The sequence below is a fragment of the Actinoplanes sp. NPDC051633 genome, from assembly GCF_040681735.1.
Taxonomy (GTDB): Bacteria; Actinomycetota; Actinomycetes; order Mycobacteriales; family Micromonosporaceae; genus Actinoplanes.
The window spans coordinates 1-11,587 of sequence record NZ_JBFAZH010000119.1; the positions used below are offsets into that span (position 1 = coordinate 1).

9 protein-coding genes and 1 pseudogene are annotated in these 11,587 nt (G+C 72.5%); 5 read left to right on the plus strand and 5 right to left on the minus strand.

Features of this window, described 5'->3' with window-relative positions; all coding sequences use genetic code 11:
* From AB0M20_RS10030 to AB0M20_RS10045, 4 genes and pseudogenes are all read left to right on the plus strand, one after another.
* Positions 1–202: pseudogene (locus AB0M20_RS10030) on the plus strand (hypothetical protein); the annotation flags it as partial.
* Positions 178–1,344: an RtcB family protein gene (locus tag AB0M20_RS10035; protein WP_364296455.1), complete on the plus strand. Its 1,167-nt coding sequence runs from the start codon at positions 178–180 to the stop codon at positions 1,342–1,344. The pseudogene AB0M20_RS10030 and the gene AB0M20_RS10035, both read left to right, overlap by 25 nt.
* A gap of 144 nt (positions 1,345–1,488) precedes the next feature.
* Positions 1,489–5,358 carry a Pls/PosA family non-ribosomal peptide synthetase gene (locus AB0M20_RS10040; protein ID WP_364296457.1) on the plus strand — a complete coding sequence of 1,290 codons (3,870 nt, stop codon included), beginning with the start codon at positions 1,489–1,491 and terminating at the stop codon, positions 5,356–5,358.
* Positions 5,355–6,671, plus strand: a complete 1,317-nt coding sequence (locus AB0M20_RS10045) for a M1 family metallopeptidase (protein WP_364296471.1) — start codon at positions 5,355–5,357, stop codon at positions 6,669–6,671. The genes AB0M20_RS10040 and AB0M20_RS10045 overlap by 4 nt, the downstream gene beginning before the upstream one ends.
* Here AB0M20_RS10045 and AB0M20_RS10050 read toward each other — a convergent pair.
* Positions 6,668–7,492 carry a hypothetical protein gene (locus AB0M20_RS10050; RefSeq protein ID WP_364296459.1) on the minus strand — a complete coding sequence of 275 codons (825 nt, stop codon included), beginning with the start codon at positions 7,490–7,492 and terminating at the stop codon, positions 6,668–6,670. The two genes, AB0M20_RS10045 and AB0M20_RS10050, sit on opposite strands and share 4 nt — an antisense overlap.
* A gap of 118 nt (positions 7,493–7,610) precedes the next feature.
* Here AB0M20_RS10050 and AB0M20_RS10055 point away from each other — a divergent pair, with 118 nt between their 5' ends.
* Entirely contained in the window at positions 7,611–8,477 is an 867-nt protein-coding gene (locus tag AB0M20_RS10055) for a hypothetical protein (protein WP_364296461.1), read from the plus strand.
* Positions 8,478–8,487: 10 nt separating this feature from the next.
* Here AB0M20_RS10055 and AB0M20_RS10060 read toward each other — a convergent pair whose 3' ends face one another.
* The 4 genes from AB0M20_RS10060 to AB0M20_RS10075 form a co-directional block, all read right to left on the minus strand.
* A complete protein-coding gene (locus AB0M20_RS10060; RefSeq protein WP_364296463.1) occupies positions 8,488–9,507 on the minus strand; it encodes a redoxin domain-containing protein in 1,020 nt (339 codons plus the stop codon).
* Between the two features lie 50 nt (positions 9,508–9,557).
* A complete protein-coding gene (locus tag AB0M20_RS10065) occupies positions 9,558–10,577 on the minus strand; it encodes a medium chain dehydrogenase/reductase family protein (RefSeq protein WP_364296465.1) in 1,020 nt (339 codons plus the stop codon).
* Positions 10,578–10,625: 48 nt separating this feature from the next.
* Positions 10,626–11,234, minus strand: coding sequence for a hypothetical protein (locus tag AB0M20_RS10070; RefSeq protein ID WP_364296467.1), 609 nt, complete (start codon positions 11,232–11,234; stop codon positions 10,626–10,628).
* Positions 11,235–11,244: 10 nt separating this feature from the next.
* On the minus strand, positions 11,245–11,587 hold a 343-nt coding region (locus AB0M20_RS10075; protein WP_364296469.1), incomplete at its 5' end, for a hypothetical protein.

Here is an 11,587-nt window from a genome sequence, read left to right on the forward strand (position 1 = left end):
CAATCAAGAACTTCAGAAACATATTCATCAGCTGGAAGATGAGATAGACCCAATGAGACAAGAAAATGACGCGACACCACTTAGCGTGGCCCAACGGCCGTCGAAGCTCATGAGTAGCGGTACTCACCGCGCGGATAATCGCGGCGGCGCGCGGCCGCCGGCGTCTACCGTGACCGCATGGAGCGGATCAACGAGCGGCTGATGAACTGGGCGAGCGTGCTGGAGGCGGAGACCCTCAAGCAGGCCGAGAAGGCGTCACAGCTGCCGTTCATCCACCCGCACATCGCGCTGATGCCGGACGCGCACCTCGGCAAGGGCGCGACCGTGGGATCGGTCATCCCGACCGTCGGCGCGATCATCCCGGCCGCGGTCGGCGTGGACATCGGCTGCGGCATGGCCGCGGTGCGGACGCAGTACCACCGCGACGAGCTCAAGCCCGGCCTGGCCGGCCTGCGTACCGCGATCGAGCAGGCCGTGCCCCTGTCGGCCGGCAGCTACAACACCGTGCTGACCGGCACCGCGAGCAAGCGCGTCGAGACGCTCACCGCGCAGGCCGAGAAGGCGGGCTTCGACCCGGCCCGGTACGCGGGCAACTGGGCGCTGCAGCTCGGCACGCTCGGCTCGGGCAACCACTTCATCGAGGTGTCCACCGACGAGAAGGGCACGGTGTGGCTGTTCCTGCACTCGGGTTCGCGCGGTGTCGGCAACAAGATCGCGTCGCACCACATCAAGGTCGCGCAGGAGGCGATGAAGCGGTGGTGGATCAGCCTCCCCGATCCCGATCTCGCGTACCTCGCCGAGGGCACCGACGAGTTCTGGGCGTACATCCGTGAGCTGCGGTGGGCGCAGAACTTCGCGCTGGCCAACCGCGACGAGATGATGGACCGCGTGGTCGACTGCTTCGCCGAGTTCGCCGGCGGGCCGGTCCGCGAGGTGGAGCGGGTGCAGTGCCACCACAACTACACCGAGCAGGAGCAGCATTTCGGAAAGAAGGTGTGGCTGTCCCGCAAGGGCGCCATCAACGCGGCGAAGGGCGTGCCGGGGCTCATCCCGGGTTCGATGGGCGACGCGTCGTACGTGGTGGTGGGCAAGGGCAACCCGGTGGCGCTGAACTCCTCGCCGCACGGCGCGGGACGGCAGTACTCGCGGTCGAAGGCGCGCAAGACCTTCACCCGCGAGCAGCTGCGGGAGGCGATGCGGGGCATCGAGTTCCGCGACACCGACGCGTTCCTCGACGAGATCCCGCAGGCGTACAAGCCGATCGACGTGGTCATGCGGGACGCGGAAGACCTGGTCGAGGTGCGTCACACGCTGCGGCAGATCGTCAACGTGAAGGGCGACTGACGCGCGACCGCCCGGGTGTGGCTCTCGACACCAATCCGCTACACATACGTCATTCGCGGTTCACCCCGCGTAGTGTTAGCGGCTGCCCCCGGGCGGGTCCGCCTGGTTGACGCTGACCCGTGAGGTGGAAGTGGAGCACGCCCGGTGACTGTGACCGCCGACCTGCGACCGGTCGTCCTTCCCGATCTCGCCGATCCGGCGGTCTTCGGCTCCACCCGCGCCCCCGCCCGCCGCACCCTTGTGGACATTCTCGACGCCACGGTGCGCGACCACAGCGGCGCCCGCGCGATCGACGTCGGAAGCAAGGCCGGCGAGACCGTCCTGACCTACCGCGACCTGTCCTACGCGGTCGAGGCCGTCCGCGCGACACTCGCCGGGCACGGGATCGGCGTCGGCGACCGGGTCGGCGTCCGCGTCTCCTCCGGCACGGCCGAGCTCTATCTGGCGATCCTGGGCGTGCTGGCGGCCGGCGCGGCCTACGTGCCGGTCGACGCCGACGACCCCGACGAGCGTGCCGAGCTGGTCTTCGCCGAGGCGGGCGTCTGCGCGGTGCTGGGCGACGGGCTCGCGGTGTCGCTCCGGCGTGCCCCCAAGGGCCGCAGGGGGCGGCCGGGCCCGGCCGACGACGCCTGGATCATCTTCACCTCCGGCTCCACCGGCACGCCGAAAGGCGTGGCCGTCACCCACGGCGCCGCAGCCGCCTTCGTCGACGCCGAGGCGCAGCTGTTCCTGAGCGACGACGAGCCGATCGGCCCGCACGACCGCGTGCTGGCCGGGCTCTCCGTGGCGTTCGACGCCTCCTGCGAGGAGATGTGGCTCGCGTGGCGGCACGGCGCCTGCCTCGTGCCCGCCACCCGCTCGCTCGTCCGCAGCGGCGTCGACCTCGGCCCCTGGCTGGCCGAGCAGCGCATCACCGTCGTCTCCACCGTGCCGACGCTCGCCGCGCTCTGGCCGGTCGAGGCGCTCGACGACGTCCGGCTGCTGATCTTCGGCGGGGAGGCGTGCCCGCCCGAGCTCGCCGAGCGCCTGGCCGTCGAGGGCCGCGAGGTCTGGAACACCTACGGGCCGACCGAGGCGACCGTGGTGGCCTGCGCCGCGCGGCTGACCGGCGAGGGACCCGTGCGCATCGGGCTGCCGCTGGCCGGCTGGGAGCTCACGGTGGTCGACCCGGCCGGCGAGCCGGTCGCCATGGGCGGGACCGGCGAGCTGGTCATCGGCGGGGTCGGCCTGGCGCGCTATCTGGACGCCGCGAAGGACGCCGAGAAGTTCGCGCCGCTGCCCGCGATGGGCTGGGAGCGGGCGTACCGCAGCGGTGACATCGTCCGCGCCGAGCCCGAGGGCCTGCTGTTCCTGGGCCGGGGCGACGAGCAGGTCAAGCTCGGCGGCCGCCGGATCGAGCTGGGCGAGGTGGACGCGGCCCTGCAGGCGCTGCCCGGTGTCGCCGGTGCCGCCGCCGCCGTGAAGCGGACCGCGGCCGGCAACCAGCTGCTGGTCGGCTATGTCGTGCCGCAGGACGGCTTCGACGCCGACGCCGCCACGATGCGGATCCGCGACCGGCTCCCGGCCGCCCTGGTTCCGATGCTCGCGGTGGTCGACGACCTGCCGACCCGCACGTCGGGCAAGGTCGACCGGGCGGCTCTGCCGTGGCCTCTTGTGAAGGATTCGGCGAGCGCGGCCGGGATGAGCCGGACCCAGGCGTGGCTCGCCGCCGGCTGGGAGGAGATTCTCGGGGTACGCCCGTCCGAGCCGGACGCCGACTTCTTCAACAACGGCGGCGGCAGCCTGAACGCGGCGCAGCTGGTGGCCTGGATCCGGCGCCGGCACCCGCAGGTCTCGGTCGCCGCCATCTATCAGCACCCGCGGCTGTCGCAGCTCGCGGCGATGCTCGACACCCTCGACACCTCGGCGACCGTCCGCCGCGAAATCCGGCCGACGCCGCGGCGCACCGGGCTGTTCCAGGCCCTGCTGATGCTGCCGATGCTCGCCCTGGTCGGCCTGCGCTGGCTCGTCGTGCTCGCCGCGCTCGGCAACGTGCTGGCCGCCCTGGACGACCTCTTCGCCCTCGTCGACCCGGCGCCGTGGGCGCCGCGCGTCTCCTGGTGGTGGATCGCCGCCGGCTGGGTGCTGCTGTTCAGCCCGCCCGGGCGGATCGCGGTGGCGGCCGGGGGAGCCAGGCTCCTGCTCCGTCGGGTACGACCGGGCACGTACCCGCGCGGCGGCAGCGTCCACGTGCGACTGTGGGCGGCCGAGCGGCTCGCCGAGCTGACCGGTGTGACCGGAGTCGCCGGCGCGGCCTGGATGATCACGTACGCGCGGGCGCTCGGCGCCGACATCGGCCCCGACGTCGACCTGCACTCCGCCCCGCCGGTCACCGGCCTGCTCAAGCTGGGCCGCGGCGCCGCCATCGAGCCGGAAGTCGATCTCTCCGGCCACTGGGTCGACGGCGACCTCGTGCACGTCGGCAAGGTGCGCGTCGGCGCCGGCGCGCGGGTCGGCGCCCGCAGCACCCTCATGCCCGGCACACGGATCGCCAAGGGCGCGGTGGTCGCGGCCGGCACCACCGTGATCGGCGTCGTCAAGGCGACCAGGGAGCAGGCCGGCTGGCCGGCGCGGCGTCCACCGCGCCGCCGCTTCTGGACGGCGGCGTACAGCGTCACCGCCCAGCTCATCGGTCTGGTTCCGGTCCTGGCCGCCCTGCCGGCGATCGTCCTGATCGCCTGGGCGGTCGCGCACCGGCCCGCCCTGTCCACCGCGCTGATCGCCGTCCCCGCGGCCACCATCGCGTACTTCCTCGGCCACGCCCTGCTGGTCCTCCTCGCCGTCCGCGCGCTCAGCGCCGGCATCGTCGCCGGCCACCACTCCGTGCAGGGCCGCGTGGCCTGGCAGGTGTGGGCCACCGAGCGGCTGATGGGGATGGCTCGCACCGGGCTCTTCCCGATGTATGCGAGCCTGTTCACCCCGGTGTGGCTGCGGATGCTCGGCGCCAAGGTGGGCCGCGGCGTCGAGATCTCCACCGTGCTGGCGCTCCCGTCGATGACCACCGTCGCCGACGGCGCGTTCCTGGCCGACGACACCATGGTCGCCACGTACGAGCTGGGCAACGGCTGGCTGCGGGTGGCTCCGGCGCGCATCGGCAAGCAGGCCTTCCTCGGCAACTCCGGGATGGCCGCCCCCGGCCGATCGGTGCCCAAGCGCGGCCTCGTCGGGGTGCTGTCCTCGGCGCCGCGCAAGGCGAAGAAGGGCACCTCCTGGCTCGGCTCGCCGCCGATGCCGCTGCGCCGCACCGTGGAGGCGGCCGACGCGAGCCGCACGTTCGACCCGCCGGCCCGGCTCAAGGTGGCCCGCGCCCTGATCGAGCTGTGCCGGATCATCCCGGTGATGTGCGCCGCTGCCCTCGCGGTGCTGGTCCTCGGCGCGTTCGCGTACCTCTGGCAGGCCTTCGGGGGATGGGCGGCCGCGCTCGCCGCCGGGCCGCTGATGCTGGCCGCGGCGCTCGTCGCCGGCCTCACCGCCACGGTCGCGAAATGGCTGCTCGTCGGCCGGTTCCGGGTCGCCGACCGCGCGCTGTGGACCTCCTTCGTGTGGCGCAACGAGCTCGCCGACACGTTCGTCGAGGTGCTCGCCGCGCCGTGGCTGATCCGCTTCGCCACCGGCACCCCGCTGCTCGCCGCCTGGCTTCGTACCCTCGGCTCGAAGATCGGGCGGGGTGCCTGGCTGGAGACCTACTGGCTGCCGGAGTACGACCTGGTGCGGCTGGGCGACGGCGCGACGGTGAACCGGGGTTGTGTCGTGCAGACCCACCTGTTCCATGATCGGGTGATGAGCATGGACGAGGTGACTCTGGGAGCGGGCGCGACGCTCGGCCCGCACGGCATCGTGCTGCCCGGCGCGAGCATCGGTGCGCGGACCACGGTGGGGCCGGGCTCGCTGGTGACTCGCGGCGACGCGGTGCCCGCGGACAGCCGGTGGCTCGGCAACCCGATCGCGGCGTGGCCCTCTCCGCGTCGGGCATGATCCCCCGGCCCGGCGCCGACCGCTCGACCGACCCGTACCTTCCCGAGCACGGCAACGGGGGCTACCGGGTCCTGCACTACGACCTCGAGCTGGACTACCGGATCGAGTCCAACCGGCTGGCGGGCATCGCGGCGATCACGGCGGTGGCCGGTCAGGCGCTGTCGCGGTTCAGCCTCGACCTGGGCCGAATGCGGGTCCAGGACGTGCGGGTCGACGGGCGGGCGGCGAGGTTCACCCATCGGCCCGACAAGCTGCAGGTCCGGCCCGAGCGGCCGATCGAGGACGGCGCGACCTTCACCGTCGTTGTCCGGTACGCCGGGAAGCCCGTGCCCGTCTCCGGCCGGTGGGGCGACATCGGCTGGGACGAGCTGACCGACGGCGTGCTGGTGGCCAGCCAGCCGATCGGGGCGCCGTCCTGGTTCCCGTGCAACGACCGGCCCGGCGACAAGGCCACCTTCCGGGTGGTGATCACCGCCGCGTCCGCGTACACCGTCCTGGTCACCGGCGATCCGGTCGCACGGCGCCGCGGCGCCGGCACCACCACCTGGGTGTACGAACGCAGCGAACCCACCGCCCCGTACCTGATGAGCGTCCAGATCGGACGGTACGACCTGATCGACCTCGCGCGCGGCGGCGTCGTCCAGCGGGCCGCGATCCCACCCCGGCTGCGGCCGGCGTTCTCCCGCGACTTCGGCCGGCACGGCGAGATCATGGCCGCCATGCAGCGGCTCTTCGGGCCCTACCCCTTCAAGGAGTACGTGGTCGTGGTGGCCGACGACGACCTCGACGATCCGGTCGAGGCGCAGGGCATGGCGATCTTCGGGCGCAACCACGTCGACGGGCGCCGCACCTACGAGCGGCTGGTCGTGCACGAGCTGGCCCACCAGTGGTTCGGCAACAGCCTCACGGTCGCGGACTGGCGCCACATCTGGCTCAACGAGGGCTTCGCCACGTACGCCGAATGGCTGTGGTCCGGCGTCAGCGGCGGGCCGCCGGCGGCCACCCACGCGGCCGAGTGGCACGCGCAACTCGCCGGCCGGCCGCAGGGCATCACGGTGGCCGACCCGGGCGTGGCCCGCATGTTCGACCCGCTGGTCTACAAGCGCGGCGCCCTGACCTTGCACGCGCTGCGGCTGGCGATGGGCAACGAGGCGTTCTTCGCGATGCTGCGCTCGTGGGTCGCGGAGCACGAACACGCGACGGTGACGACCGAGCAGTTCCGGGCGCACGCCCAGCGGTTCACCACGGAACCGCTGGACGCCCTCTTCACGGCGTGGCTGGACCGCGCGGCCCTTCCGCCGTTGCCTCGCTAACGCCTTTCGCCGGCCGGACCGGGCTCGTCGCCTGGGCCGGGCTCGTTGCCCGGGCCGGGCTCGGTCAGGGGGCCGGGTTCAGTCGCCGGGCCGGGCTCAACCAGGGGGCCGGGCTCGGTGGCCGGGCCGGGTTCAACCAGGGGGCCGGGCTCGGTGGCCGGGCCGGGCTCAACCAGGGGGCCGGGCTCAGTCGCCGGGCCGGGCTCGATCAGCGGTCCGGGTTCGCTCAGCGGTCCGGGTTCGCTCAGCGGTCCCGGTTCGCTCAGCGGTCCCGGTTCGCTCAGCGGTCCGGGTTCGCTCAGCGGGCCCGTGTCGCCCAGCGGGTCGGGCTCAGTCGTCGGGCTCGGCTCGCTCAGCTTGCCGGTGTCGCTCAGCGGGTCGGGCTCGCTCAGCGGGTCGGGCTCAATCAGCGGGTCGGGCTCGATCAGCGGGTCGGGCTCGTCCAGCACGCCGGACTCACCTACCGGGTCGGGCTCGGTCAGCGGGCCGGGCTCACTCAGCGGGTCGGTGTCGCTCGGCGGGCCTGGATCGTCCGCCGGGCCTGGCTCGTCCGGCGGCGAGGTCAGCAGCCGCACGACCCCGGCCAGGTTCACGCTCCAGCCGACGCCGAACAGCGGCGGACCGACGAGCTTCGGGTTCTCCGGATCCCACAGCGTGCGGCGGACCCGATCGGCGGTCGGCGCCCGGAACTCATACGGCACCCCGCCCACGTCCCCATGCCATTCCCGCTGGTCGGCCGGCTTGTCCATCTCTCGCCCGATCGCGACGCCGGCCACCGCGCCGGCGGCCAGGGCGGCGATCCGCGCCAATCCGATGTTCATCGCTCCAGGCTACGACTCCCGGGCCAGCGCAGCCGCAACCCCACGATCGGCGCTTCCGGTGGTCGTACGACCATTGGACAGCTGTCCGATGCATTCGCCCCGGCCATACGGTCACCGCATGCGTACCCTTGGATCTCGGCTTTTCCTGGTGGCGGCGACTGCCGCGGCCACCTTCCTCGTGGCGCTTCCCGCCCACGCCGCCGTGCCGGCCGACTGCGCGCCGGATGCCTGGGAGCCGGACGGCGACTTCGGCTTCTCCGCGGGTGTCGCCGCGCCGATCACGATCGACGGGACGGTGACGCGGGCGGTCTGCCAGGCGCCGAACCCGTTTCCCCGCACGATCGCGGGCCAGGACTTCGACTTCTTCCGGTTCACCGCCGCGGGCGGCAAGGCGTACACCGGGGAGATCACCGCCGCGGGGTCAGCGCTCGGGCTGGGGGTGCCGGGCGGGCTGCAGATCGGCGGCCTGTACAGGGTCGATGCCGACGGGTCCGGAACGTCGATAAACAACGTCACGATGGCCGGCAGCTTCGAGCGCTTCACCACCGACGTGCTGACGGCCGGGGAGTACGGCTTCCTGACCTACACGCCGGACAATCAGGTGTATCCCGGCAACATCCTCGACATCCGGACGGTGTCCGGAGCGGCCGGGGCCTACACGGTCAAGGTGTCGGCGTCGGCGGTCGTCGTGCCGGTGGTCGCCTCGATCACCCTGCGCTCGACGTCGGTCAAGTACGGGTCGACGGTGACCGGGACGATCACGATGAGCGGGCCGGCCCCCGAGGGCGGGATGTTCCTCTTCACCGACTCGAGCTCACGGCTGACGGCGAACCCGAGCTCGCCGTACCTGCCCGCCGGTGCGCGCAGTGCCACCTTCACGGTCACCACCACCACGCAACGACCGAGCCGCGACACGCAGGTCACCATTTCCGCCGGCACCACGACCGGCGTGGCGAAATCCGTCGTCCTGACGGTCAAGCGGTAGGGCGTGCGGGCTACCCGAAGGTGAAGGCGTAGGCCTCGGCGCCGGGGTCGGAGAAGATGATCTCGAAGGTGCGCTCGGTGACCGTTCCGTGCTGCCGGACGAGCTGGTACAGCCGTTGCTCGGCCAGCGTGCCGGAGCCGTGCCCGTCCACGTCGATTCCGTGATCCGGGCCGGGCGGCCGCCCGTCCAGGAGCACCTGGAACGGGGTCGGCCGCCCGGGCACGGCCGGTCCCATGACCAGGTGGAGGTCGCGGGCCTGGAAGCGGCAGGCGATCCGCCCGCCGGCGGTGCCGAGCCGGACGGCCTGCTCCTGCATCGTCCATTCGCCCGCGAGCGCCCAGTGGTTGAGCCGCAGGCCGGCCGGAGCGTCGTAGCGGTGCGGGCGGCCGGGCCGGAAGCCGCCGGGGGAGGCGAAGTTCGCCGTACGCGCATAGCCCGTGTAGTTCTCCGGCGATCGCAGGCCGGCCCAGTCGGCCGCGGCTTCCACCCCCTCGGCCTCGACCAGCGAAGGCTCGTGGTCGTGATCGGTCGTCCCGGCCTCGGCGAGGAGCTGCTGGATGACCATTTCGGACCGCCGGTACTCACCCTCGCCGAAGTGATGATGCCGGATGCTTCCCTGAGCGTCGGCGAAGTAGAGCGCGGGCCAGTAGTGGTTGTCGAAAGCACCCCACACCGCGTAGTCGTTGTCGGTCACCACCGGGTAGTCGATCCGCATGTCGTGCATGGCGCGCAGGACGTTGTCCGGGTTGTGCTCGAAGGCGAATTCAGGAGTGTGCACCCCGATCACGACCAGGTTGTGATCGGCGTACCTGTCGGCCCACGCGCGGAGGTAGGGGAGCTGGCGGAGCCAGTTGATGCAGGTGTACGTCCAGAAGTTGACGATGACGACCTTGCCGGCCAGCTCGGGCGCCGCCTGCCGCGGTGTGTTGAGCCATCCTGTCGCGCCGTCGAACGAGGGCAGCTCGCCCTCGACGGGCAGCCGGGCCGAGGACGTGTGCAGACCGGCGGGTGCCGGCCGGCGTGCGGTCATGAAAGGTCCCTTCGTACGTTGAGTCGTCAGGGTGTCCGTCCGGGGGCTCGTCAGGGGACCAGCACGACCTTGCCGATGTTGCGTCGCTCGCCGATGCGGCGGTGCGCCGCCGCGGCCTGCTCGAACGGATACACCCCGTCGACACGCGGCCGGACGGCGCCCGCGCGCCACAGGTCGAGCACGGCGGCCAGCTCCTCACGCAGCAGGTCGGCGCGGCCCCACAGGTGGCCGAGATTGACTCCGCTGACCGTCTGGTTCCGATCCATCACCCCGTACGGCGTCAGCAGCGGCACACCGGAGAGCTGACCGACGAGCCGGCGAATGCTGCGCCGCTCGCCGACGCTGAGGTTGGCGAAACCGTACGCGATGAGCTGCCCGACCGGACGCAGCAGGCGCAGGCCGCGTTTCCAGTCGCGGCCACCCAACGGGTCGAGGACGAGATCGACGCCCTCCCCGCCGGTGAGGTCGAGCACCCGCGCCGCGTAGTCCTCGGTGCGGTAGTCGATCGGGTGAGTGCAACCCTCCTCGCGCAGCACCGCGTGCTTGGCGGCCGACGCCGTGCCGAACGTGACCACCTCCGGCACCGTCCGGCACAGTTGCAGCACCGCCTGGCCGACGCCACCGGCGGCCATGTGCACGAGCACCCGGGCCCCCGGCCGCAGGTTGGCCACGCGGAACAGCATGTGGTACGCGGTGAGAAAGTTGACCGGCAGCGCGGCCCCCTCGACGAAACCGAGGTCGTCGGGCATCGGCAGCACCCGCTCGGCGGGCGCGCAGACGGTGTCGGCGTGGCCGCCGAACCGCACCAGGGCGAGCACCCGCTGCCCGGCCTGCAGCCCGGCGACGTCGGGCCCCAGAGCGTCGACCACACCGGCCACTTCGTACCCCACGACGCATGGCGGCTTCGGCGCGTCCGGATAGAGACCCTGCCGGGCCATCACCTCCGCGAAGTTCAGCCCGGCGGCGTGCACCCTGATGCGCACCTCGCCGCGGCCCGGCTGCGGGTCGGCGCTCTCGCGCACCGCGAGGACCTCCGGCCCGCCCGCTCGGGTGATCCAGACAGCGCGCATCGGTGCTCCGTTCCTCTGACCGGCCGGTGGTCAGATCCGCCGCTGGGGTCAGTCGACGTCGAACGTCACCTCTGCCGGTGCGGAAAGCTGATCCACCGCGTTGAGCGTACGCACGCCGACCGTGTGGGTCCCCGGCGCCGGGGACGCCAGCTCCGCGCTCGTCCCGCCCACCTGCGTGACCGGCCGGCCGTCCAGCAGCACCTCATATCCGGCCACCGGCGGCACCGACGGCGACGGCGACACCTCCGGAGCCCTCCAGCTGAGCTTGAAGCTGGTGCCGGTCGGCTCGAACCGCAGGCAGGTCGGCGCCGGCGCCGGTTCGTCGCCGCGCCAGATCCGGCCCAGCGTGTTGTACGCCGACGCCGACGAGTTGCCCGCCTCGTCCACCGCGCGCACCGAGAAGATGAAGATCATCGGCGGCGGCGGGTACGGGGAATACCGGAAGGACGTGCCGTTCTGCACGATGACCAGGCGGCCGTTCGCGTACACCTCGTAACGGACCGGGCCCTGGTCGTCCGTGGACGGTGCCCAGTGGAGGGTGACGCCGCTGCTGACGTCGACCTGCAGCGGGGCCGGTCGGGTCGGCGCGGTGTGGTCCAACGGGATCGGAGACAGGGTGCTCAGGATGGCGGTGATCGCCGCCGTCAGAGGCAACATATCGAGGACCTTATATGTGCGGCGAGGCCACGACCAGATGTACTTCGATGGGTGCCGAGACCGCGCCGGTCGCGTCCACGAAGGGCCGCAGCGCCGTGCGGCAGCGCTCGATCTCCTCAGGCGGGATCTCATCGCTCACCGGCAGCAGCTCCACCGCGAGGAACGTGTCCACCGAGTCCAGCACAGTCGCCCCCATCCAGGTGTCGAAGCGGTCGATCCGCAGGCCGGCGGCGGCGAAGAGCTCGCGCAGCACGGACGGCTCGCCCACCGCGAAGTAGCCGTCCGGAAGCGCCGCGCCGAGGGCCCGGTAGCCGGGGCTGTGCGAGAGCCGGCCGTGCAGGTGCCGGGCCGGC

Coding starts and splice junctions, on each gene's coding strand:
- AB0M20_RS10035 (WP_364296455.1), top strand. CDS start 178: ATGGAGCGGATCAACGAGCGGCTGATGAACTGGGCGAGCGTGCTGGAG.
- AB0M20_RS10045 (WP_364296471.1), top strand. CDS start 5,355: ATGATCCCCCGGCCCGGCGCCGACCGCTCGACCGACCCGTACCTTCCC.
- AB0M20_RS10050 (WP_364296459.1), bottom strand. CDS start 7,492: ATGAACATCGGATTGGCGCGGATCGCCGCCCTGGCCGCCGGCGCGGTG.
- AB0M20_RS10055 (WP_364296461.1), top strand. CDS start 7,611: ATGCGTACCCTTGGATCTCGGCTTTTCCTGGTGGCGGCGACTGCCGCG.
- AB0M20_RS10060 (WP_364296463.1), bottom strand. CDS start 9,507: ATGACCGCACGCCGGCCGGCACCCGCCGGTCTGCACACGTCCTCGGCC.
- AB0M20_RS10065 (WP_364296465.1), bottom strand. CDS start 10,577: ATGCGCGCTGTCTGGATCACCCGAGCGGGCGGGCCGGAGGTCCTCGCG.
- AB0M20_RS10070 (WP_364296467.1), bottom strand. CDS start 11,234: ATGTTGCCTCTGACGGCGGCGATCACCGCCATCCTGAGCACCCTGTCT.